17 protein-coding genes and 3 pseudogenes are annotated in these 23,825 nt (G+C 60.8%); 14 read left to right on the top strand and 6 right to left on the bottom strand.

Annotation, left to right across the window (positions count from 1 at the left end; all coding sequences use genetic code 11):
- Positions 1-115: 115 nt before the first annotated feature.
- Positions 116-4,066: a trifunctional transcriptional regulator/proline dehydrogenase/L-glutamate gamma-semialdehyde dehydrogenase gene (gene putA / locus AAEZ05_RS17615; RefSeq protein ID WP_350648270.1), complete on the top strand. Its 3,951-nt coding sequence runs from the start codon at positions 116-118 to the stop codon at positions 4,064-4,066.
- Positions 4,067-4,279: 213 nt separating this feature from the next.
- Entirely contained in the window at positions 4,280-6,082 is a 1,803-nt protein-coding gene (locus AAEZ05_RS17610; RefSeq protein ID WP_045061900.1) for an acyl-CoA dehydrogenase, read from the top strand.
- Positions 6,083-6,229: 147 nt separating this feature from the next.
- On the opposite strand, the gene AAEZ05_RS30795 is transcribed toward AAEZ05_RS17610, so the two are convergent.
- The 4 genes and pseudogenes from AAEZ05_RS30795 to AAEZ05_RS17595 all read right to left on the bottom strand — a co-directional run bounded on the left by AAEZ05_RS30795 (position 6,230) and on the right by AAEZ05_RS17595 (position 8,797).
- Entirely contained in the window at positions 6,230-6,961 is a 732-nt protein-coding gene (locus AAEZ05_RS30795) for a methyl-accepting chemotaxis protein (RefSeq protein ID WP_412548481.1), read from the bottom strand.
- Positions 6,962-7,093: 132 nt separating this feature from the next.
- A pseudogene (locus tag AAEZ05_RS30790) lies at positions 7,094-8,005 on the bottom strand (HAMP domain-containing protein); the annotation flags it as partial.
- Positions 8,006-8,267: 262 nt separating this feature from the next.
- Positions 8,268-8,570, bottom strand: a complete 303-nt coding sequence (locus tag AAEZ05_RS17600; RefSeq protein WP_045061902.1) for a cell division protein ZapA — start codon at positions 8,568-8,570, stop codon at positions 8,268-8,270.
- Positions 8,567-8,797, bottom strand: a complete 231-nt coding sequence (locus AAEZ05_RS17595) for a hypothetical protein (protein ID WP_045061903.1) — start codon at positions 8,795-8,797, stop codon at positions 8,567-8,569. Before AAEZ05_RS17595 ends, AAEZ05_RS17600 begins: the two co-directional genes overlap by 4 nt.
- 324 nt (positions 8,798-9,121) lie before the next feature.
- Between AAEZ05_RS17595 and AAEZ05_RS30785 the strand changes: the two are divergent.
- From AAEZ05_RS30785 to selO, 5 genes and pseudogenes are all read left to right on the top strand, one after another.
- Positions 9,122-9,958: pseudogene (locus AAEZ05_RS30785) on the top strand (MCP four helix bundle domain-containing protein); the annotation flags it as partial.
- A complete protein-coding gene (locus tag AAEZ05_RS30780; RefSeq protein WP_502947560.1) occupies positions 9,941-10,813 on the top strand; it encodes a methyl-accepting chemotaxis protein in 873 nt (290 codons plus the stop codon). The pseudogene AAEZ05_RS30785 and the gene AAEZ05_RS30780, both read left to right, overlap by 18 nt.
- A gap of 193 nt (positions 10,814-11,006) precedes the next feature.
- A complete protein-coding gene (locus AAEZ05_RS17585; protein WP_045061905.1) occupies positions 11,007-12,749 on the top strand; it encodes a potassium/proton antiporter in 1,743 nt (580 codons plus the stop codon).
- Positions 12,750-12,782: 33 nt separating this feature from the next.
- Positions 12,783-16,133 (top strand): mechanosensitive channel MscK, encoded by a 3,351-nt coding sequence (mscK, locus tag AAEZ05_RS17580; protein WP_350648268.1) that lies wholly within the window; start codon positions 12,783-12,785, stop codon positions 16,131-16,133.
- Positions 16,134-16,181: 48 nt separating this feature from the next.
- Entirely contained in the window at positions 16,182-17,645 is a 1,464-nt protein-coding gene (gene selO, locus AAEZ05_RS17575; protein WP_350648266.1) for a protein adenylyltransferase SelO, read from the top strand.
- A gap of 6 nt (positions 17,646-17,651) precedes the next feature.
- Here the strand turns inward: selO and AAEZ05_RS17570 are convergent.
- Positions 17,652-17,810, bottom strand: a pseudogene (locus tag AAEZ05_RS17570) (helix-turn-helix domain-containing protein); the annotation flags it as partial.
- A 112-nt stretch (positions 17,811-17,922) separates the two neighbouring features.
- Between AAEZ05_RS17570 and trxC the strand changes: the two are divergent.
- Positions 17,923-18,357, top strand: a complete 435-nt coding sequence (gene trxC / locus AAEZ05_RS17565) for a thioredoxin TrxC (protein ID WP_045061908.1) — start codon at positions 17,923-17,925, stop codon at positions 18,355-18,357.
- Positions 18,358-18,454: 97 nt separating this feature from the next.
- Here the strand turns inward: trxC and AAEZ05_RS17560 are convergent, their stop codons facing one another.
- Complete coding sequence (locus AAEZ05_RS17560; protein ID WP_045061909.1) at positions 18,455-19,225, bottom strand: ParA family protein; 771 nt, start codon at positions 19,223-19,225, stop codon at positions 18,455-18,457.
- Between the two features lie 353 nt (positions 19,226-19,578).
- Between AAEZ05_RS17560 and AAEZ05_RS17555 the strand changes: the two genes are divergently transcribed.
- From AAEZ05_RS17555 to AAEZ05_RS17530, 6 genes are read left to right on the top strand one after another with little or no spacing between them, the layout of a single operon-like run.
- The gene (locus AAEZ05_RS17555) at positions 19,579-20,304 is read left to right on the top strand and encodes a beta-ketoacyl synthase chain length factor (protein ID WP_045061910.1); all 726 of its coding nucleotides are present in this window, start codon (positions 19,579-19,581) and stop codon (positions 20,302-20,304) included.
- Entirely contained in the window at positions 20,280-21,089 is an 810-nt protein-coding gene (locus AAEZ05_RS17550) for a lysophospholipid acyltransferase family protein (RefSeq protein WP_350648264.1), read from the top strand. Before AAEZ05_RS17555 ends, AAEZ05_RS17550 begins: the two co-directional genes overlap by 25 nt.
- Positions 21,070-21,330: a phosphopantetheine-binding protein gene (locus AAEZ05_RS17545; RefSeq protein ID WP_045061912.1), complete on the top strand. Its 261-nt coding sequence runs from the start codon at positions 21,070-21,072 to the stop codon at positions 21,328-21,330. Before AAEZ05_RS17550 ends, AAEZ05_RS17545 begins: the two co-directional genes overlap by 20 nt.
- A 9-nt stretch (positions 21,331-21,339) precedes the next feature.
- Positions 21,340-21,594, top strand: a complete 255-nt coding sequence (locus AAEZ05_RS17540; protein ID WP_350648262.1) for an acyl carrier protein — start codon at positions 21,340-21,342, stop codon at positions 21,592-21,594.
- A complete protein-coding gene (locus AAEZ05_RS17535) occupies positions 21,591-22,136 on the top strand; it encodes a COG4648 family protein (RefSeq protein ID WP_045061914.1) in 546 nt (181 codons plus the stop codon). Before AAEZ05_RS17540 ends, AAEZ05_RS17535 begins: the two co-directional genes overlap by 4 nt.
- Positions 22,133-23,815: an ApeI family dehydratase gene (locus tag AAEZ05_RS17530; protein WP_350648260.1), complete on the top strand. Its 1,683-nt coding sequence runs from the start codon at positions 22,133-22,135 to the stop codon at positions 23,813-23,815. The genes AAEZ05_RS17535 and AAEZ05_RS17530 overlap by 4 nt, the downstream gene beginning before the upstream one ends.
- Positions 23,816-23,825: the final 10 nt, after the last annotated feature.

The following is a 23,825-nucleotide window of genomic DNA, read 5'->3' as shown; positions in this document are numbered from 1 at the left end:
ACTGCCTGTAATTCCGACAAAAAAAGGGTTGCACCCGGTTGCACCTCGATCAGCGCAGGGCTAATCTTGCCGCCAGCTGATGCCACGCAGTTGTGGCAAACATGAGGATAAAAATATGGCTACCACCACTCTTGGGGTCAAACTTGACGACCCGACCCGCGATCGCCTGAAGGCTGCCGCGACCTCGATTGATCGCACGCCGCACTGGCTGATCAAGCAGGCCATCTTCAATTACCTGGAGAAACTCGAGGGTGGTGCAACCCTGACCGAACTGAACGGCTTGACCAAGGATTCCGACGACTCTGTCGATGCGCCTCTGGATCATGCTCATCAGTGCTTCCTGGAATTTGCTGAAAGCATCCTGCCGCAATCGGTACTGCGCGCCTCGATCACTGCCGCCTACCGCCGCCCTGAGCCAGAAGTCGTGCCGATGCTGATCGAGCAGGCTCGCCTGCCAGCGAGCATGGCCGAAGCCACCAACAAACTCGCCGCCTCGATTGCGGAAAAACTGCGCAACCAGAAGAGCGCCGGCGGCCGGGCCGGGATTGTCCAGGGCCTGCTGCAGGAATTTTCCCTGTCTTCCCAGGAAGGCGTGGCACTGATGTGCCTGGCCGAAGCGCTACTGCGTATCCCGGACAAAGGCACACGCGACGCACTGATCCGCGACAAGATCAGCACTGGCAACTGGCACCCGCACCTTGGCAACAGCCCTTCGCTGTTCGTTAACGCTGCCACCTGGGGCTTGCTGCTGACCGGCAAACTGGTCTCCACCCATAATGAAGCCGGCCTGACTTCGTCCCTGAGCCGCATCATCGGCAAGAGCGGCGAGCCGATGATCCGCAAGGGCGTCGACATGGCCATGCGCCTGATGGGCGAGCAGTTCGTCACCGGCGAAACCATTGCTGAAGCCCTGGCCAATGCGAGCAAGTTCGAAGCCAAGGGCTTCCGCTACTCCTACGACATGCTCGGTGAAGCCGCGCTCACCGAGCACGACGCGCAGAAATACCTGGCGTCGTACGAACAAGCCATCCACTCGATCGGCAAAGCATCCCACGGTCGTGGGATTTATGAAGGTCCGGGCATCTCCATCAAGCTGTCGGCACTGCACCCGCGTTACAGCCGTGCACAGTACGAGCGCGTAATGGAAGAGCTGTACCCGCGCCTGCTTTCGCTGACCTTGCTGGCCAAGCAGTACGACATCGGCCTGAACATCGATGCCGAAGAAGCCGACCGCCTCGAGCTGTCGCTGGACCTGCTGGAGCGCCTGTGCTTCGAGCCGCAACTGACCGGCTGGAACGGCATCGGCTTCGTGATCCAGGCTTACCAGAAACGTTGCCCTTACGTGATCGACTACGTGATCGACCTGGCTCGTCGCAGCCGTCATCGCCTGATGATCCGCCTGGTGAAAGGCGCGTACTGGGACAGCGAAATCAAGCGCGCACAGGTCGAAGGCCTGGAAGGCTACCCGGTCTACACCCGCAAGGTGTACACCGACGTGTCCTACATCGCTTGCGCCCGCAAATTGCTGTCGGTGCCGGAAGTCATCTACCCGCAATTCGCCACGCACAACGCCCACACCTTGTCGGCCATTTACCACATCGCCGGGCAGAACTATTACCCGGGTCAATACGAATTCCAGTGCCTGCACGGCATGGGCGAACCGCTGTATGAGCAGGTTGTGGGCAAGGTTTCCGAAGGCAAGCTGAACCGTCCGTGCCGTGTGTATGCACCGGTCGGCACCCACGAAACACTGTTGGCGTACCTGGTACGTCGCCTGCTGGAAAACGGCGCGAACACCTCGTTCGTCAACCGCATCGCCGACCAGTCCATCTCGATCCAGGAGCTGGTGGCCGATCCGGTAGCCAGCATCGAGCAGATGGCTACGCTGGAAGGCGGTTTCGGCCTGCCACACCCGCGTATCCCGCTGCCGCGTGACCTGTATGGTGCCGAGCGCGCCAACTCCAGCGGCATCGACATGGCCAACGAACATCGCCTGGCCTCGCTGTCCTGTGCCCTGCTGGCCACCGCTCACAACAACTGGAAAGCCGCGCCGATGCTCGGTTGCGCGTCCAGCACTGAAACCCCTGCGCCTGTCCTGAACCCTTCGGATCTGCGTGACGTGGTCGGCCATGTGCAGGAAGCGACGGTCGAAGACGTCGATAACGCGATCCAGTGCGCCCTGAACGCCGCACCGATCTGGCAGGCCACCCCGCCCGCCGAACGTGCGGCCATTCTGGAACGTGCCGCCGACTTGATGGAAGGCGAGATCCAGCCGCTGATGGGCCTGCTGGCCCGCGAAGCGGGCAAGACTTTCGCCAACGCCATCGCCGAAGTGCGTGAAGCCGTGGACTTCCTGCGTTACTACGCGGTACAGGCGCGCAACGATTTCACCAACGACGCACATCGCCCACTGGGTCCTGTGGTCTGCATCAGCCCCTGGAACTTCCCGCTGGCGATCTTCAGCGGCCAGGTCGCTGCAGCACTGGCGGCCGGCAACCCGGTGTTGGCCAAGCCTGCAGAGCAAACTCCGCTGGTGGCCGCCCAGGCCGTGCGCCTGATGTTGGAGGCCGGCATTCCTGAAGGCGTTCTGCAGTTGCTGCCAGGCCGTGGCGAAACCGTGGGTGCCCGCCTGGTCGGCGACGATCGGGTCAAAGGCGTGATGTTCACCGGTTCCACCGAAGTCGCACGCTTGCTGCAGCGCAACGTCGCGGGTCGCCTGGATGCCCAGGGCCGTCCGATCCCGCTGATCGCCGAAACCGGCGGCCAGAACGCGATGATCGTCGACTCCTCGGCACTGACCGAACAGGTGGTCATAGACGTCGTTTCCTCGGCCTTCGACAGCGCCGGCCAACGTTGCTCTGCTCTGCGCGTACTGTGCCTGCAGGAAGACTCCGCCGACCGCGTGATCGAAATGCTCAAGGGCGCCATGGCGGAATGCCGTCTTGGTAACCCGGAGCGCCTGTCCGTGGACATCGGCCCGGTGATCGACGCCGAAGCCAAGGCTGGCATCGAGAAGCACATCCAGGGCATGCGCGACAAAGGGCGCAATGTTTACCAAGTGGCGATCGCCAACAGCGAAGAAGTCAAACGCGGCACCTTCGTGATGCCGACCCTGATCGAGCTGGAAAGCTTCGACGAGCTGCAACGGGAGATCTTCGGCCCGGTATTGCATGTGGTCCGTTACAAGCGCAAGGACATCGACCAGTTGATCGGGCAGATCAATGCGTCCGGCTACGGCCTGACCCTGGGCGTGCACACGCGCATCGACGAGACCATCGCCAAAGTGATCGACAACGTCAACGCCGGTAACGTCTACGTCAACCGCAACATTGTCGGCGCAGTAGTGGGTGTTCAACCGTTCGGCGGCGAAGGCCTGTCGGGCACTGGCCCGAAAGCCGGTGGTCCGCTGTACCTGTACCGCCTGCTGTCGACTCGTCCTACCGACGCGATTGAACAATCCTTCGCTCGGGGCGATGCTCTCGCAGCACCGGACGTTCGTCTGCGTGACGCCATGAGCAAGCCGCTGACAGCCCTGAAAGCCTGGGCCGACAGCAACAAGTTCGCCGACCTGGCAACCTTGTGCGTGCAGTTCGCGAAGCAATCGCAGAGCGGTATTACCCGTGTTCTGGCGGGCCCGACCGGCGAACGCAACAGCTACGCCATCCTGCCGCGCGAACACGTATTGTGCCTGGCGGAAGTCGAAGGCGACCTGCTGACTCAACTGGCTGCTGTGCTGGCAGTCGGTGGTTCGGCCGTGTGGCCGGAAGCCGAATTGACCAAGGCGGTGTTCGCACGTCTGCCGAAGGACGTACAGGCTCGCATCAAACTGGTTTCCGACTGGAGCAAGGACGAGGTGGTGTTTGATACGGTTCTGCATCACGGCCATTCCGACCAGCTGCGTGCGGTCTGCCAGCAGGTGGCCAAGCGTGCAGGTGCGATTGTCGGCGTTCATGGGTTGTCCCAGGGCGAAACCAGCATTGCCCTGGAGCGCCTGGTAATCGAGCGGGCGTTGAGCGTCAACACCGCTGCGGCAGGTGGTAACGCCAGCCTGATGACGATCGGTTAAACCGAGAAGCCGGGCACCCTTTGGGGGTGCCTGGTGTTTAGAAGCAAGATCAAAAGATCGCAGCCTTCGGCAGCTCCTGCAGAGAAATTCGATCCCCTGTAGGAGCTGCCGAAGGCTGCGATCTTTTACTTGTCCATCACCAGAATCAATCTTCCTGTTCACCCCGCCCTCCCCACGTCTAGACTCGGCCCATTCCAAAAAAGGTAGGCCGCCATGTCCGAGACGTTGCTCAGTTCCCGCAATCTGGCTTTCGAGCTGTACGAAGTCCTCGATGCCGAAGGCCTGACCCAGCGCGAGCGATTCGCCGAGCACAATCGTGAGACCTTCGATGCCGCCCTGGGCACCGCTCGCAGTATTGCCGAAAAATTCTTCGCGCCGCACAACCGCAAGGGCGACGAGAACGAACCCCGTTACGAGGACGGCCAGGCGATTCTGATCCCGGAAGTGAAGCCCGCAGTGGACGCTTTTCTCGAAGCCGGTTTCCTCAATGCCGCGCGCAGTTTCGAAGCCGGTGGCATGCAATTGCCCACGCTGTTGTCCCAGGCCTGCTTCGCGCACTTCCAGTCGGCAAACGCGGCCTCAACCTCTTACCCGTTCCTGACCATGGGCGCAGCCAACCTGATCGAAAGCTTCGGCACCGAGGAGCAAAAGCGGCGTTTCCTGCAGCCGATGATCGACGGCCGTTTCTTCGGCACCATGGCGTTGACCGAACCCCATGCCGGTTCCTCGCTGTCGGATATTCGCACCCGCGCCGAACCTGCATCCGATGGCACTTATCGGCTCAAGGGCAACAAGATCTTCATTTCCGGCGGCGATCACCCGCTATCGGAAAACATCGTGCACATGGTGTTGGCCAAACTGCCGGACGCGCCGGCCGGGGTGAAGGGTATTTCGCTGTTCATCGTCCCCAAATTCATGGTCAACGACGACGGCAGCCTGGGCAAGCGCAACGATGTATTGCTGGCCGGTCTCTTCCACAAGATGGGCTGGCGCGGCACTACGTCCACGGCGCTCAACTTCGGCGATAACGGCGACTGCGTGGGATATCTGGTGGGCAAACCGCACCACGGCCTGAGCTACATGTTCCAGATGATGAACGAAGCGCGGATCGGCGTCGGCATGGGCGCCGTCATGCTCGGCTACGCCGGCTATCTGTACTCGCTGGAATATGCGCGCGAGCGGCCACAGGGCCGGGTGCCCGACAGCAAGGATCCAAATACCGCACCCGTGGCGATCATCCAGCACGCCGACGTCAAGCGCATGTTGCTGACGCAGAAGGCCTATGTGGAAGGCTCTTTCGACCTCGGGTTGTACGCGGCGCGGTTGTTTGATGACACCACCACGCTTGAGACTGAAAGCGAGCGCAAGCAGGCTCATGAACTGCTGGACCTGCTGACGCCAATCGTCAAATCCTGGCCGTCGGAGTTCTGCCTCAAGGCCAATGAACTGGCGATCCAGATCCTCGGCGGTCACGGTTACACCCGCGAATACCCGGTGGAGCAGTACTACCGCGATAACCGTTTGAATCCGATCCACGAAGGCACTCATGGTATTCAGTCGCTGGATCTACTGGGGCGCAAGCTGGGGCAGAACGGTGGTGCGGGGCTCAAGCAATTGATCCGCCTGATCGCCAACACGGCCGAGCGTGCTCAGGCATACGAGTCGTTAACGCCGCTGCGTGAACCGCTGGAGAAGCTGGTGGCGCGCCTGCAAACCGTGACCATTGGCCTGCTGACCGACCTGGGTCAAGGCAGGGTCAACAGCAGCCTGGCCAACTCTGCCCTGTACCTGAAAGTGTTCGGGCACACGGTGATCGGCTGGCGCTGGCTGGAACAGGCGATTCGCGCCGAGGAAGGGTTGGCCAGGGGCGATGCGGCGGATGTCAGCTTCTATAAAGGCAAGTTGCAGGCGGCGCGGTATTTCCTCACTTGGGAAGTGCCGGGCTGCCACCATGAGCTGGCGATTCTTGAGACCCGGGATGATGTTTGTCTTGGGATGCAGGATGAGTGGTTTTAACCAAAGCCGAAGTAGTGCTGCTCAAATCCAATCGCGGGCAAGCCCGCTCCCATGGGATCTGTGTGTTGAACACACTCTCCGTGAACAACACAGATTCCTGTGGGAGCGGGCTTGCCCGCGATGGCGTCGACCCAGTCACCGCCTTAATCAGCTCAGCTTGAAACTGCCCATCTGCCGCGCCAGATCATCCGCCAACCGCTGCAACGTCTGGCAATCCTCACGGCAAGCCCTGACCTCCCCCGCTGTCGCCCGCGCCAGGTCGGAAATGCCCTGTACGTTGCGGTTGATCTCTTCAGTCACCGCCGACTGCTCTTCGGTCGCCGTCGCCACCTGATGGTTCATGTCGCTGATTCGTTCTACCTGACCAGTAATGGCGGTCAGTGAGGCCCCGGTACGCTGGCTGGACTCAACGCCGGTACCGGTGGCCGCCTGTCCGGAATGCATCGAAGACACCGCATTCTCCGCGCCTTGCTTGAGGCTGCCGATCATCTGCTGGATCTCATCGGTGGACGTCTGCGTGCGTCGGGCCAACGTGCGCACCTCATCCGCCACCACCGCAAACCCTCGCCCCATATCGCCAGCGCGAGCCGCTTCAATCGCCGCATTGAGCGCCAACAGATTAGTTTGCTCGGAAATCCCGCGAATCACCGCCAACACCTGATCGATAGACCCTACCTGATGCGCCAGCTCACCCACAGCTGCCGCGGCGAGGCCAATTTCGTCGGACATGCTCTCGATATGACGAATGGACCCGCCCACCACTTCCCGCGCCTGCATCGCCTCGTCCCGTGCACTTTGCGACGCAACGGCAGCGTTACCGGCGTTCTGCGCGATTTCCTGTACGGTCAGGCCCATCTCATGCACGGCAGTGGCGACCATGTCGGTCATTTCCTGCTGGCGGCCGGAACGCTCGGCGGTATTGTCCACGACCCTGGCAACCTGACCTACAGCTGTGCGCAGGCGCTCGCTGGTCGTCAGCACCTCGCCGATCATGTCGCGCTGGCTGTCCAGGAAGCGATTGAAGCCCCGCGCCAGATCACCGAGCTCATCGGCCCGGCTGGAGTCCAGACGGTGAGTCAAATCTCCACCACCGCTACCGATGGCAACCAGCGCCGCTGTTACCTGGCGGATCGGCCGCACCAGGCCACGGGCCAGCAACACCACCAACAGCAGGCATACCAGGGCGACGGCGAGACCAATGCCGCCACTCATCCACATGGCACGGCGGGCTTCAGCGTAGATCTGCGACTGTGGCACTTCGGCCACCAGCGTCCAGCCCAAATCCCTCAAGGGCAGGCTCAGTGCCAGAAAATCTTCGTCTTCGCGCATGAAGTTAGTGCTGGTGGCAGTTGTTTGACCCATGACGGACCGGGCGGCTGCCTCACCCATCTGCTCGGACAGTGTGCGTTTGCCACTGAACCGAGCTTCGGGATGGACTTGGATCAAGCCGTCAGAACGCACCAGGTAGACCTTGCCGCGCGCACCAAAGCTGTAGTTGTGGATCAGCCCGGAAAGCTCCTTCATGCTCAGGCCAAGCCCTGCAACGCCCACGACTTTACCGGCCTGCTCGACCTTGAGGTCGATGAACAGCGCCAGCTCTCCTGTCGCGGTGTCATTGTCGATATTGAGCGTGCGCGGCTGATCGCTGTCCAGAAATGAGTAGAACCAGGCGTCCTTGGGGTTGGCACGGCTGAGCGTGCGGTCCAGGCCCTTCTCGGTGTAGTAGTGGCTGGACCCGGTGCCCACTATCAATGCAGTGAAGGCCTTGTGCTCGGCGCGAATACCTTCCAGGTAGCTGACAAAACCCGGCGCCTGGGCACTGTTTTCGCCCCCCGCCAGCCAGTCGCGCACCATGCTGTTGCTGGCGATGTCCTTGGCGGCAGTGAGCGGTTGAACAAGGATGCGTTCGATGTCGTTGCGCATCGCTTCGATGCTGGACGGCAGCGCCTGTTCGACCAGATAACTCTGGGCCAGACGATTGACCACGAGGGTATAAATGCCAACCACGATCAGCACGCTGACCAGCAGGGCGGTACCCATGCTCAGGATCAGTTGCCATTGAATACTGCGACGCCAGAACTGCATGGAGCACCCCCAAAGAATAAGAGGCTGGAACACTGCAACAGCCGTGCCGATTGTATACAAGCTAATCGACAATTTATTCTTTGGTTGTGCGCAAAGCCGATCAGGCTTGATTGATGGTCTTGGCGATCACTTCAACCGTGGCGCTGACTTGCTCTTGATAACGGTCGAGTTCGAGCTGATGTTGCTTGCGCATCTCGATCTGCTGAGAGCACAGGTTCATCGCCGCCAGCACGAGCAGCCGGTCACCGATCAGCGTCGGGTACCTCTTCTTCGTGTCAGCCAGTGCAGCCTTCAACATCATGGCGGCGTCCAGCAGGGTTTGCTCCTCCCCGGCCGGCGCCCTGATCGAATAGTCCTCCCCCAGGATGGAGACGACTTTTACCCCTGCGGCGCCCTGACTCATGCGCTGACAGGGCCGGCGCTGACACGCTCAACCAGGGCCTGGATACGCGCTGCGGTAGCGCCGTGTTTCTCTTCCTGTTCCATCAGGTTCAGTTGCAGGTTTTCGTTTTCATCTTTGGCCTGGGCCAATTCTGCGCTCAGGGTCTGGTTCGTGGCGAGCAGGGCCTGGTTCTGTTGTACCAGGTCGCTGACCAGCTGTTCCAATTGGCTAAGGGAGGCTTCCAACATTTTGATTTTCCAAGCATTTTCAAAGGGCGCGTACGATAAAGAAAAGTCACCACGGATGCCAGGGTTATTCAGGCGCAAGGCCTTGATTTTCCTGGCGGGCGACCCTTCTCGCGAGCTTTAAAGACTGTGATTGGCGAATCTGGTTCCTGCACTTCGTCGATAACCCTTGTTGCAGGCTCGAGCTTGCTCGCGACGAACGAAAGACCACCGCACATACCTGGATGCTCGCGTCATCATTCACGACCATCGCGAGCGAGCTCGCTCCTACAGGGAGTGTGCTGTGGATGCGACAAAAAAAGCACAGGCACTCAAGACTTTAGTCTTATGACCGATAAGCCCTCCATACGACAGTCTCAGCGCCGCATGGATGCGCCTTTCCCGGTACACACCATGTCTCTTCGTAATATGAATATCGCTCCGCGGGCCTTCCTCGGTTTCGCCCTGATTGGCGGTTTGATGCTGGTTCTGGGGGTGTTTGCCTTGAACCAGATGAGCAAGATCCGCGCGGCGGGCGAAGACATCGCCTCCGCCAGCGTGCCTAGCGTGAAAAGCCTCGACGAGTTCACGCAATTGACGCTGCGCCTGCGGGTCCTGTCCTACCGCTTGCTGACTAACCGCGAACCCGACGTGCAGCAGAAAACCTATGAGCTGTTCGAGTTGCGTCATCAGCAGATCCGCGCGACGCAGAAGGTTTATGAACCGCTGATCGACGGGCCGGTCGAGCGGGCGGCCTATGACCAGTATCTGCAACTGCTGGGTCAATACCGTCAGCTTGAGGAGCAGATGAAGAGCCTGTCGCGCAACAATCAGGTCGAAGACCTGCGCAAAATGCTCAACACCGAATTGCTGGCCAATTCCGAGGCGGTCAACACGGCACTCGCCAGGTTGCTGGAGATCAATACCCAGCAGATCGCCGAAACCAGCCAGGAGGCAGCCGACCAGTACTCCTCGGCATTTAACCTGGTTGTCGGGCTGCTGGTCCTGGCCTCGGGCCTGACACTGCTGTTCGCCTGGTTGTTGACCAACAGCATTACCAAGCCGATCGCCAATGCCCTGGAAGCCGCCGAAGCCATCGCCGAGGGCAACCTGACTCGCCCGATCACCGTCGATGGCGAAGATGAAGCCGGCCGCCTGTTGCTGGCCATGTCGAAGATGCAGGAAAAACTGCGCGACACGTTGCAGCGAATTTCCGGTTCGGCGACTCAACTGGCCTCCGCCGCTGAAGAGCTCAACTGCGTCACCGATGAAAGCGCCCGCGGCCTGACCCAGCAGAACAACGAAATCGAACAGGCCGCCACTGCCGTGAACGAAATGACCAGCGCCGTTGAAGAAGTCGCGCGCAACGCGGTCAGCACCTCCGAAGCGTCGAAAAACGCCACGACCTCAGCCGGCGACGGCCGCGACCTGGTCCAGGAAACCGTCAGCGCCATTGAACGCATGAGCGCCGATGTGCAGAGCACCGCAAGCCTGATCGGCGACCTGGCCAACGAGTCCCGGGATATCGGCAAAGTCCTGGATGTGATTCGTGGGCTGGCTGACCAGACCAACCTGCTGGCGCTGAACGCCGCGATCGAAGCGGCCCGTGCCGGCGAGGCCGGTCGCGGTTTTGCCGTGGTGGCGGACGAAGTTCGTGCACTGGCCCATCGCACCCAGCAATCGACCAGCGAAATCGAACGCATGATCGGCAGCATCCAGAGCGGTACCGAGCATGCGGTGAATTCGATGCGCAACAGCACCGAGCGTGCCGAATCGACCCTGAACATTGCCCGCGGAGCCGGACTGTCCCTGGAGACGATCAACAATGCCATTGTCGAGATCAACGAGCGCAACCTGGTGATCGCCAGCGCGGCGGAAGAACAGGCGCAGGTGGCGCGGGAAGTGGATCGCAACCTGGTGAACATCCGGGACCTGTCGGTGCAGTCGGCAACCGGGGCGAGCCAGACCAGCGCGGCCAGTAATGAGCTATCGCGCCTGGCGGTGGATCTGAATGGAATGGTGGGACGCTTCCACCTTTAACACGCAAACGCAGCCCCCCGTGGGAGCTGGCTTCCCAGCTCCCACGGGGGGCTGCGCCAAGGCGGATTCAGCTGTTGGGCATTGATCCGCAAAAGCTTTTTGACAGCATCACATTTCAACAGGTTAGAATCGCTGGCACGCAGACTGCATGGTCAGTTTGTGCCCGCCTTTCAGCTTTCCTGGAGTACTGCCTTTGAATGCGACGACCATCAACAGCCTGTTCTTGATCGGCGCGTTGCTGGTAGGTGCGAGCATTCTGGTGAGTTCACTTTCGTCGCGCCTGGGCATCCCTATCCTGGTGATCATCCTGGCCGTGGGCATGGCGGCCGGTGTCGACGGCGCCGGTATCATTTTCGATAACTACCCTACAGCCTATCTGGTCGGCAACCTGGCACTGGCCGTCATCCTGCTCGACGGTGGCCTGCGAACAAGGGTGTCCAGTTTCCGCGTGGCCTTATGGCCAGCACTGTCCCTGGCCACGGTCGGGGTGTTGATCACCACTGGCTTGACTGGCATGGCGGCCGCCTGGCTGTTCGACCTGAACATGATCCAGGGCTTGCTGATTGGCGCCATCGTCGGTTCCACCGATGCGGCGGCGGTGTTCTCGCTGCTGGGCGGCAAGGGCCTGAACGAGCGGGTCAGTGCCAGCCTCGAGATCGAATCCGGCAGCAACGACCCGATGGCGGTGTTCCTCACCGTCACCCTGATCGACATGCTTGCCAGCGGCGAGACCGGGCTGCACTGGAACCTGCTGGGGCATCTGGTGCGCGAGTTCGGCATTGGCGGCGTCATTGGCCTGGGTGGGGGCTGGGTCATGTTGCAGCTGGTCAACCGAATCAACCTGGCCAACGGCCTGTACCCGATCCTGGTGATCGCTGGCGGGCTTGCGGTGTTCGCGCTGACCAACGCGCTGCACGGCAGCGGCTTCCTCGCGGTGTACCTGTGTGGCCTGGTGATCGGCAACCGTCCGGTGCGCAGCCGTCACGGCATCCTGCACATGCTCGACGGCATGGCGTGGCTGGCGCAGATCGGGATGTTCCTGGTGCTGGGCCTGCTGGTAACGCCACACGACCTGCTGCCAATCGCCTTGCCCGCCCTGGGCCTGGCGCTGTGGATGATCCTGTTCGCACGGCCGCTGTCGGTGATGGTTGGCCTGCTGCCATTCAAGGCCTTCCACGGCCGCGAAAAAGCTTTTATCTCCTGGGTGGGGCTGCGCGGCGCGGTGCCGATCATCCTGGCGGTGTTCCCGCTGATGGCCGGCCTGCCCAACGCCCAGCTCTACTTCAACCTCGCATTCTTTATCGTGCTGGTGTCGCTGCTGGTGCAGGGCACGAGCCTGCCCTGGGTGGCGAAGTTGCTCAAGGTCACCGTTCCGCCTGAGCCGTTGCCGATTTCCCGGGCCGCGCTGGAAGTGCATGTAACCAGCGAATGGGAGCTGTTCGTTTATCGCCTTGGGGCCGAGAAATGGTGCATCGGTTCGCCCCTTCGCGAGTTGAAAATGCCCGAAGGCACGCGTATTGCGGCCCTGTTCCGTGGCCAGCAACTGCTCCATCCGTCGGGTAGTACGGTGCTCGAAGTCGATGATTTACTCTGTGTTATCGGCCACGAACACAACCTCCCGGCCCTTGGAAAACTCTTCAGCCAGGCCCCGCAACGGGGGCTTGATTTGCGCTTTTTCGGCGACTTCGTACTCGAAGGAGATGCCCAGCTGGCTGCGGTTGCTGCCCTGTACGGGTTGAAGGTCGAAGGCATCGATCCGGACATGTCCCTGGGCCGCTTCATCGCGCAAAAAGTTGGCGGTGCGCCAGTAGTGGGTGACCAGGTGGAGTGGAACAACACCATCTGGACCGTCGCGGTCATGGACGGGAACAAGATTGGCAAAGTCGGCGTCAGATTTCCCGAAGGAAGTCGCCCGGGTCCGGGACTCTTCCTCTAAACTCCACACTTCGCCAGCTTTCGATCGGTCTCTATGTCAACCCTGCGCACCTATTTCTTCATGGCCCTGCTGGGCTTGAGCCTCTCTATCGGTACGCTGCAAGCCGCCGAACCGCCCACCAGCGAAGCCGTGCAGGCGAGCCTGGACAAGATTGCCGACCGCAAGCTGCCGGAAGCCGATCAGAAAGCCCTGCAGAGCATCCTGCAAAACACCCTGACACAGCTGGGTAATCAGCGCGATTATGAGCAGAAACTGGCAGCGCTCAAGCAGCAGCTGGCTACCGCGCCCAAGCAGAACATAGAAAACCAGCGCGAACTGGTGCGTCTCAAGGGCACCAAGGTCCTGCCGGTGGAGCAGCGCTTCGCCAACCTGTCGATCCAGCAGCTGGAGCAGATGCTCACCGAGCGCTCTACCCAACAGAGCGATCTGCAAAAAGCCCTGGCCGATGCCAACAGCCTGGTCATCACCGCCCAGACCCGGCCCGAGCGTGCCCAGGCAGAAATCTCCGCCAGCCAGACCCGCATCCAGCAGATCAACAACATCCTCAAGGCCGGCAAGGACGCGGGTAAAACCTTGAGCGGCGAACAGCGCGACCAGCTCAACGCCGAACTTGCGGCACTCAACGCGCTGATCCCCCTGCGTCGCCAGGAATTGGCGGGAAACAGCCAGTTGCAGGACCTGGGCAACAGCCAACATGACTTGCTTACCGAGAAATCGGATCGCCTGGATCAGGAAATCCAGGAGCTGCAAAACCTAATCAACCAGAAGCGCCTGGCACAGTCCCAGGAGACCGTGACGCAACAGTCCATCGAGGCACAGAAAGCCGGGGGCAGCAGTTTGCTGGCCACGGAAAGCTCGATCAACCTGAAGCTGTCCGACTACCTGCTCAAAACCACCGACCGCCTCAACATCGTCACCCAGCAGAACCTGCAGACCAAACAGCAACTCGACAGCGTCACCCAGAGCGACTCGGCCCTGGACGAGCAAATCAACGTGCTCAAGGGCAGCCTGCTGCTGTCGAAAATCCTCTACAAGCAGAAACAGGCTTTGCCGCGGCTCAAGCTGGACCGCGATCTTGCGGACCAGATCGCCGACATCCGTCTGTATCAGTTTGATGTCAGCCAGCAACGGGAGCTGCTGAGCAACCCGACCATCTATGTCGACAACCTGCTGTCCACCCAACAGCCGGAACAGGTTACCCCGCAGTTGCGCAAGAGCCTGCTGGAACTGGCCAATACCCGGGCGGACCTGCTGGAGCGGCTGAACCGCGAACTGAGCGCCGTACTCAACGAATCCATTACCCTGCAACTCAACCAGAAACAACTGCTGAGTACCGCGCAAAACCTGCGCGCCACCCTCGACGAGCAGATGTTCTGGATCCCAAGCAACAAGCCGCTGGACTTCGAATGGATGCACGACGTGCCGGAGCGCCTGCAGCGCCAGGTCACCACCCTGCCATGGGCTTCGAGCCTGAGCGAACTGTCCGACGGGCTGACCCAGCGACCATTGCTGTTCCTGCCCCTGGCGTTGCTGATCGGCGCGCTGCTGTGGCGCCGCAAGAGCCTGTATGCCCGTTTGAACAAGGTTCACCAGGACATCGGCCACTTCAAGCGTGACAGCCAGTGGCACACGCCGCAGGCCATTTTGATCAACATCCTGCTGGCGATGCCGGTGTCACTGGGCCTGGCCCTTTGCGGCCTGGCGCTGCAGATCGACGCACGCGGGCAGAACGCCAATATGGGCGCGGCGCTGTTGCAGATGGCGCAAGCCTGGCTGGTGTTCTACACCGCCTACCGCATATTGGCCCCGGGTGGCGTGGCGGAACTGCATTTCCGCTGGGAGAAGCCACAGGTCGAATTCCTGCAGGGCTGGGTGCGTCGACTTGGTTTGGTCGTGATGGCCCTGGTTGCCGTGGTGGCAGTCGCAGAGCTGCAACCGGCCGCCCTGGCCGATGATGTGCTGGGCATGCCGGTGGTGCTGACCTGTTATGCGCTGATGGCCTGGCTGCTCAGCCGCCTGCTGATCAGCAGCCCGACTCACCAGAACGCCTCGCTGTTCCGCAAGGCCGTGGGCATCCTGTTTACCGCGCTGCCCATCGCGCTGTTCGTCGCGGTGTGCTTTGGCTATTACTACACGGCGCTCAAACTCAGTGATCGGCTGATCAACACGTTGTACCTGCTGATGTTCTGGCTGGTCATTGAAGCCACGTTCGTGCGCGGCCTCAGCGTTGCCGCCCGACGCCTGGCCTATCAGCGCGCCCTGGCCAAGCGCCAGGCCGCCAGGGAAGCGGGTGATGGCGAAGCGGTGATCGAAGAGCCGACACTGGACATCGAAAAGGTCAACGAACAGTCGCTGCGCCTGATCCGCCTGGCGTTGCTGGGCGGGTTCATGGCAGCGCTGTACTGGGTCTGGTCGGACCTGATCACCGTGTTCTCGTATCTGGACAACATTACCCTCTACGAATACACCAGCGGCACCGGCGCCAACATGAGCATGGTGCCGATCAGCATCGGCGACATGCTCGGCGCACTGATCATCATCGGTATTACCTTCGCCCTCGCCCGCAACTTGCCAGGGCTGCTGGAAGTGCTGGTGTTGTCCAAGCTGAACCTGGCGCAGGGCAGTGCCTACGCTACGACCACGCTATTGTCCTATGTGATTGCAGGCGTCGGTTTCGTCTCGACCCTATCGACCCTTGGCGTGAGCTGGGACAAATTGCAATGGCTGGTGGCAGCGCTATCGGTCGGCCTGGGTTTTGGTATGCAGGAGATCTTCGCCAACTTCATCTCCGGCATCATGATCCTGTTCGAACGTCCCGTGCGGATTGGCGACACCATCACCATCGGCAACCTGTCGGGTACGGTGAGCAAGATCCGCATCCGCGCCACAACCATCACCGACTTCGACCGCAAGGACATCATCGTCCCGAACAAGACGTTCATTACCGGCCAACTGATCAACTGGTCCCTGACGGACACCATCACCCGGGTGACGCTCAAGCTTGGCGTCGACTACGGTTCGGACCTGGACCTGGTCAAAGAGCTGCTGCTCAAGGCTGCCCGGGAAAACCCGCGGGTCCTGAAGGATCCCGAACCCCATGTGTACTTCCTCAACTTCGGCGAGAGCACCCTCGACCATGAGTTGCGCATGCATGTGCGTGACCTTGGCGACCGCAACCCGGTGCTCGACGAGGTCAACCGCTTCATCAATCGCGAGTTCAAGAAGCAGCACATCAACATTTCGTTCCGGCAGATGGAGGTCTACCTCAAGAACCTCCAAGGCCAGGAATACAAGATGGTGCCGATTGAACCGGTAGCCAAAACCATTGTGCCGCCGGTCGATGGCAAACCACCGCAGGAACCTCCTGCAGCCAAGCTCGACTAACCCGTCTATCCCTAGCAGAATGCTCGGACATTCTGCTGGAGATGGCCGGTGAAAGCCCTCGACGAACTGACCTTCGATAATCGCTTCGCCCGCTTGGGCGACGCGTTTTCTGCCCATGTGTTGCCCGAGCCGATCGACAATCCACGCCTGGTGGTGGCCAGCCCTTCTGCCATGGCGCTGCTCGACCTCGACCCGGCCGAAGCTCAGACCCGGGAGTTTGCCGAGCTGTTCAGTGGCCACAAGCTCTGGGCCGACGCAGTGCCCAGGGCGATGGTGTATTCCGGCCATCAATTCGGCTCCTACAACCCCCAGCTGGGCGACGGTCGCGGTCTATTGCTCGGCGAGGTCTATAACCAGGCCGGCGAGCACTGGGACCTGCACCTCAAGGGCGCCGGCCAGACGCCGTTTTCGCGCATGGGTGATGGTCGCGCAGTCCTGCGTTCCTCGATCCGCGAATTCCTCGCCTCGGAAGCCCTGCACGCCCTGAACATTCCCACGACCCGCGCGTTGTGCGTGATCGGCTCGGACACCCCGGTCTGGCGCGAAAAGCAGGAACGCGCGGCCATGGTCCTGCGCCTGTCACCCAGCCACATCCGCTTCGGGCATTTCGAGTATTTCTACTACACCAAGCGTCCCGAACAGCAGGACGAGCTGGGCCAGCATGTACTCTCCATGCACTTTCCCGAATGCCTGGAACAGCCCGAACCCTACCTGGCGATGTTTCGCGAGATCGTCGAACGCAATGCCGAGCTGATCGCCAAGTGGCAGGCCTACGGCTTCTGCCATGGGGTGATGAACACCGATAACATGTCGATCCTGGGCATCACCTTCGACTTCGGGCCTTTCGCATTCCTGGATGACTTCGATGCCAACTTCATCTGCAACCACTCCGATGATCAGGGCCGTTATTCCTTCAGCAACCAGGTGCCGATCGGCCAGTGGAACCTCAGCGCGCTGGCCCAGGCGCTGACGCCGTTCATCAGCGTCGAGGCCCTGCGCGAAACCCTCGGCCTGTACCTGCCGCTGTACCAGGCCCATTACCTGGACCTGATGCGCCGCCGGCTCGGCCTGACCACTGCCGAGGACGATGACCAGAAACTGCTCGAACACCTGCTGCAACTGATGCAGAACAGCGCAGTCGACTACACCCTGTTCTTCCGCCGCCTCGGCGATGAATCACCGGAGCTGGCCGTTGCCCGATTGCGCGATGACTTTGTCGACATCAAGGGCTTCGATGCCTGGGCCGAGCTGTATGTCGCGCGGGTTGCTCGCGAAGGTACGGTCGATCTGGAACAACGCCGCCAACGGATGCATGCGGTGAACCCGCTGTATATCCTGCGCAACTATCTGGCCCAGAAAGCCATCGATGCTGCCGAGAGCGGGGACTATTCAGAAGTCCGCCGACTGCATGCGGTGCTGAGCAATCCATTCGAGCAGCAGCCAGGGATGGAGGCCTACGCCGAACGGCCGCCAGAGTGGGGCAAGCATCTGGAGATCAGTTGTTCTTCGTGATGGTTGTCAGATAAACGTCTCGACCGACACTGCGAAGCGTTCAGCCAGCCAGCGGACCTGCCGCAGGTTGAGCTGACGCTTGCCGCTCAGGATTTCCGACACGACCGACTGCGCTCCTACACCCGGCAGTTCGCTCTGACTCAGGCCGTGCTCGCGCATCAAATAAGTCTGCTCCGGTTTGAATCAGCCTGGTTTCACCAAAATACGCTGCACGATTGAAAACATGAGTAAACGTCTCCAAATCAGTCAAATCGGCTTCTTATCAGGATCCTTGCTCATGACCGAACCACTGCTCATCCCCTGCCCCCATTGCAACGGGCTCAATCGGATCCCAGCCGGGCGCCTGGCTGATCAGCCGAAATGCGGTCGCTGCAAAGCGCCAGTGCTGTTGAAGAGTCCTTTTGAACTGAAGCAAGGTGATTACGCCAGCCAGATCAAGGGTGATTTGCCATTGTTGGTAGACGTCTGGGCTGACTGGTGTGGCCCGTGCAAGTCATTTGCGCCGGTGTTCGAACAGGCGGCCGCGCAGTTGGCAGGCAAATGCCGGCTGGCCAAGCTGGACAGCGAGGCCAACCAGCCGTTGTCGGCTCAACTGGGGATTCGCTCGATTCCCAGCTTGATTCTGTTCAAGAACGGGCGGGAAGTGGCGCGCCAGAGCGGTGCGTTTGCGTTGCCACAGTTGATGAGCTGGTTGCGTAGCCAGGGGATCTGACCACCGCCTAAAAGATCGCAGCCTTCGGCAGCTCCTACAGAATTATGGTCCATCTCGGACCCTGCAGGAGCTGCCGAAGGCTGCGATCTTTTGATCGTCAAGCGTTTTCCAGCAGGTTATGCAGCTCCACAAACTGCTGGGTCAACTTATGCCGTGGGTCCAGATGAATCAGCGGCGTATTGGCCTGGTGCGACTCACGCATCCGCACCGACGTGCCCAGGTATACCGGCAGCACCGGCAACCCTTCAGCGATCAGTTCGTCAAGAATTTGCTGGGGCAGACTCGCGCGGGCCTGGAACTGGTTGACCACAATGCCTTCTACTTCCAGGCCCTCGTTGTGGTCTTCCTTCAACTCTTCGATCTCCGCCAATAACCCATAAAGCGCCTGACGCGAGAAGCTGTCACAATCGAAGGGTATTAGCACGCGATCGGCGGCAATCAGCGCCGATACTGCGTAGAAGTTAAGAGCCGGGGGCGTATCCAGGTAGATCCTGTCGTAATCCTCGGATAACTCGTCCAGCAGCTTGCGCAGCTTGTTGATCTTGTGCTTCGCCTCGAGCTTGGGCTGCAAGTCCGCCAATTCTGCCGTGGCGGTAATGACATGGAGGTTATCGAAGGGTGTTTCGTAGATATCGACCTGGTTTTTCTTGGAAAACGGCCCGGAGGACAGGGTTTGCTTGAAAAAATCGGCAATGCCCATCGGGATGTCATTGCCGGTAAGTCCGGTCAGGTACTGAGTGGAGTTGGCTTGGGCATCGAGATCCACCAATAGGGTGCGATAGCCCTCGCTGGCGCTGACCGCCGCCAGATTGCAGGCAATGCTGGATTTGCCTACGCCACCTTTTTGATTAAACACCACGCGCCGCATGTCGAAACCTCCGTGTATCAAAGAATGACCGAGTGTAGTGGTCCCAAGCGTCGCTTCGCTACCTCGTTGGGAATTGGACTACAGGGTCATGCGAAAACTCTGAATAAAAAAGAGCCAAGATCAGACAGGATGATCGGATCGAGCCGACATACACGCTGGCCCCGATATGGATAATGCCAAATGATATTTACCAAGGAACCAGCCGGTCCATTTTCCTTGAGCAAAATGTAACCAGCATTTGCTACCCGCTGGCTGCACCGGGATAATGCGCGCCACCTGGCGCTTGACGCCGCGCCATGCTTGTCGCTGGTTCCGTGACTCACCGCGTCAAAAAAGCCCTCAGGGCGGGATGAATGTCTGTGATCAATTTCAACATCGCCCAATGGCGCGCATGGGCCCCTGGGCTCGAAAGCGTGGACGATTGGCAGGCCTGGAGTCGCCAACCGGTGGTCCTGCAGGCCAGCGATGCAGCCCCGGACGTCTCATTTCTGCCCGCCATGCAGCGACGCCGGCTCAGCCGCCTGGCGCGAATGGCCTTCAGTGTCGGCTGGCCGCTGGCCGATGGTCGCAAAGACCTGCCGCTGGTCTTTGTTTCCCGCCATGGTGAAACACCGCGCACGTTCGACATCCTTAGCGACCTGGCCGCCGATCAACCGCTGTCACCGACCCAGTTCAGCCTGTCCGTGCACAACGCGATCATTGGGCTGTGGTCGATCATGCGCGCAGAGACCAGCGAGATGACCGCCCTGGCTGCTGCCGGCGACGGGCTTGAACACGGCATGCTGGAGGCCGTGGCGTTGATCGGCGAAGGCGCGCCGGCCGTGTTGCTGGTGATCACCGAAGAACAGCCGCCGCAGGCCTACTCGCGGTGGATCGACGACGTGCCGTTCCCTTACGCACTGGGCCTTCTGATCACACCCGGCAACGATTGGCAGCTGTCCCTGAACAGTGCTACGGATACAGTGTCAAAAGCTCACTGGCCCCATGCCCTGAATCTCTTGCATACCCTGTTCGGCCAGCAGACTACCTGCCAACATGCCTGGAAAAATCGTGTATGGACCTGGCAACGCAACCTTTGACCGAAAAGAGCCGCGACGCCTATTACTGGCGACTGCTGGCGACCGCCGCAAGCTTCGCCCTGTTCGGGCTGGGCGGGCTGTGCCTGCGTCTGGTGATTTTCCCCGTACTTAATTGCCTGCCCGGGGATCCGCAGACCCACCGAATGCGTGCGCGGCGAACCGTGAGTCGGTGCTTCTGGTTTTTTGTGCGGTTCATGGCTCGGGCCGGCGTGTTGACCTACGATATCCAGGGCGCGGAAAAACTCGGCAGGCCGGGGCAAATGATTATTGCCAACCACCCGTCGCTGATCGATGTGGTGTTCCTGATTGGGCTGGTGCGCCACACCAACTGCGTGGTCAAACAAAGCCTGTGGGAAAACCCTTTCACTCGCGGCCCGCTGCGCAGCACCGAATACATCAGCAACGACGGCAGCATGGATATGCTTGACGCCGCCGCCGACGCGTTGAAAAGCGGCCAGACGCTGATCATCTTCCCCGAAGGCACCCGCACCCAGCCTGGCCAATCGCCGGCCTTTCATCGGGGCGCCGCTTCCATTGCCCTGCGCGGTGCGAAAATCCTCACCCCGGTCACCATCAAGGTCAATCCCAGCACCTTGACCAAAGCCGAACCCTGGTATCGCATCCCCAAACGCCGCGTGCACTTCAGTTTCCATGTCGGGGCCGACATAGACCCACAGGCCTTCGCCGCCTGCGGCCCTGCACCGCAAGCCTCGCGCAAGCTCAACGATTATTTGCATTCCTACTACATCAAGGAGCTCGCCGAAGATGAGCGATCTACACCGTGAAATCAAACAACTGATCATCGACGCCCTGGGCCTTGAAGACATCAGTGCGCAAGAGATCGGCGACGACCAGACCCTGTTCGGCGAAGGCCTGGGCCTGGATTCGGTCGATGCACTGGAGCTCGGCCTGGCCATCCAGAAAAAATACGGCATCAAGATCGACGCCGACGCCAAAGACACACGCAATCATTTCAGCAATGTGGCGAGCCTTGCGGCGTTCGTTACTGCAAAACAGGCAGCTTGAGACCGGACCATGCAAACTCGTGACGACATTTTCAACACCCTGCGCGATGCCTTGGTCGAACTCTTCGAACTGGACCCTGAACGCGTGAAGCTCGAATCCAATCTTTATCAGGATCTGGAGATCGACAGTATTGACGCCGTGGACCTGATCGATCACATCAAACGTCAGACCGGCAAGAAAATCGCCGCCGAGGAGTTCAAAACGGTACGTACCGTCAGTGACGTGGTCGACGCGGTCTACCGCCTGGTTCAACCGGCCGCATGAGGCGACTGATCGGCCTCGGCCTGCTGCTGGCGGGCCTGCTGTATCCCTTCGCGGTGTATTTCGGCATGGAACACTTTGCCCCTTGGCAGTTTGGCCTGCTGTTGGGAAGCCTCTGGCTGGGGCGAGCGCTGCTCGGCCCGCGCAAACCCGGCAGCTTGTGGATGGCCGTGACCGCGATCATTTTTTGCCTGCTGCTGGCATTGTTCGACAGCCCATTGTTGTTGCGCTGGTATCCGGTGCTCATCAGCGGGTTCATGCTCGGTTTGTTTGGCCTGAGCCTGAAATACGGTCCGCCTGTAGTCGAGCGCCTGGCACGGTTGCGTGAGCCGCAACTGCCGCCCCGGGCCATTGTTTATACCCGCCAGGTGACGATCGCCTGGAGTGTGTTTTTTCTCTGTAACGGCTTGCTGGCGACAGCCCTGACCCTTTGGGCGCCGCTGAGCTGGTGGATGTTGTACACCGGCCTGATCTCCTATGGATTGATGGGCCTGATGTTTGCCATTGAATGGCTGATACGACAACGGGTACGAGGCCACCCATGAACTGGATAAAACTTGAGCAACTGCTGCTCAAGGCTCAACCGGAGCGCGCCGTGACGGCCGGGCCGGTGCTGACCCACGCCCAGCTGTGCGAACGCGCACTGCGCCTGGCTGCCGGCCTCGAAAGCCAGGGCATACGGCGCGTTGCCGTGCACCTGGAAGACGCCGCCGACCTGGCCGTCGCCCTGCTTGGCGCCTGGCGCGCCGGCGCCAGCGTGCTACTTCCGGCCGACCTGCAACCCGTTACCCGGCAACGCTGGTCCGCGGAAGTCGACCTGTGGTTGACCGACCTGGCCGACGACGCACATCTGGAGGATTACCGGGGCGCGCCCCTGGGCGCAGTCGGGCTCGACCTGGACCAATGCCAACTCAGCCTGTGCACGTCAGGCTCCAGTGGCGAGCCCAAGCGCATCGACAAAACCCTGGGCCAGCTGGCCAATGAAGTGCAGGCCCTGGAGGCCCTGTGGGGTGCCGACCTTGGCCAGGCCTGCATCATCGGCAGCGTCGCCACCCAGCACATCTATGGGTTGCTTTTCCGAGTGCTGTGGCCGCTGTGCGCCGGTCGGCCGTTCGTGCGCAAACAGCTGGCGTTTCCCGAAGATCTGCAGCGCGCCAGCCGCGAGTGCCCGACATTCGCCTGGGTCGCCAGCCCGGCGCTGCTCAAGCGCATGGGCGACAACCTTGACTGGCCCGCCCTGAGTGCAGTTCGCCGGGTGTTTTCTTCTGGTGGCGCCTTGCCGGCCGAAGCGGCGCGAAGCCTGCACCAGCGCCTGCAACAATGGCCGACGGAAATCCTCGGCAGCTCGGAAACCGGCGGTATTGCCTGGCGCCAGGCCGATGAGCCCTGGCAGCCATTTGCCGACGTTGAACTGGCGCTGGACAGTGACGGTGCGTTGCTTGTCAGCTCTCCGTACATGCCCCCAGGCCATGTTGAACATACCGCCGATGCCGCGCAAATTGCCGCCGACGGCCGTTTTGAGCTACAGGGGCGGCTGGACCGAATCGTCAAACTGGAAGAAAAACGTATCTCGCTTCCAATGCTCGAACAGGCGTTGAGCACCCATGAGTGGGTGGCTGAAGCACGCATGGGTGTGGTGCAGGAAAACCGCGCGTCGCTGGGCGCGCTGCTGGTCTTGAGCGAGTCAGGCATGCACGCGTTGCGCAATCAGGGCCGGCGCACCGTTACCGAGGAGCTGCGCCAGCACCTGGGCCAGCACTGCGAAACCCTGGCTTTGCCGCGACGCTGGCGTTTTCTGCGACAACTGCCGTTCAACAGCCAGGGCAAGCTTGCGCAAGCGGATGTCGAGGGGTTATTGCTGGCTGCTCGGCCGAAATTGCCGGAAGTACTGCAACAGATCGAAAACGATGGCGAGTGGAGCCTGCAATTGGCGGTGCCACCGGACCTGGCGTTCTTCAGCGGCCATTTCCCCAAGGCGCCGGTGTTGCCCGGTGTGGTGCAGGTCGATTGGGCCCTCGCCCTGGGCCAACGATTGATCAACCTGCCGGAAAAATTCGCCGGTATGGAAGTCCTGAAATTCCAGCAATTGGTGCGCCCGGGGGATCAGGTCCAGTTGCACCTGCGTTTTGATCCGGTGCGCGGCAAGCTGTATTTCGCTTATCGCAATGAAACCGCGACCTGTTCCAGTGGGCGGATTCTGCTGGAGGCGGCGAGCGATGCTTGATTCTGGCAAG

The sequence above is a fragment of the Pseudomonas sp. HY13-MNA-CIBAN-0226 genome (assembly GCF_040310305.1).
GTDB classification, from domain to species: Bacteria; Pseudomonadota; Gammaproteobacteria; order Pseudomonadales; family Pseudomonadaceae; genus Aquipseudomonas; species Aquipseudomonas gregormendelii.
Note: the sequence above shows the minus strand (reverse complement) of the source record. Positions and strands in the feature narration are given on the sequence as shown.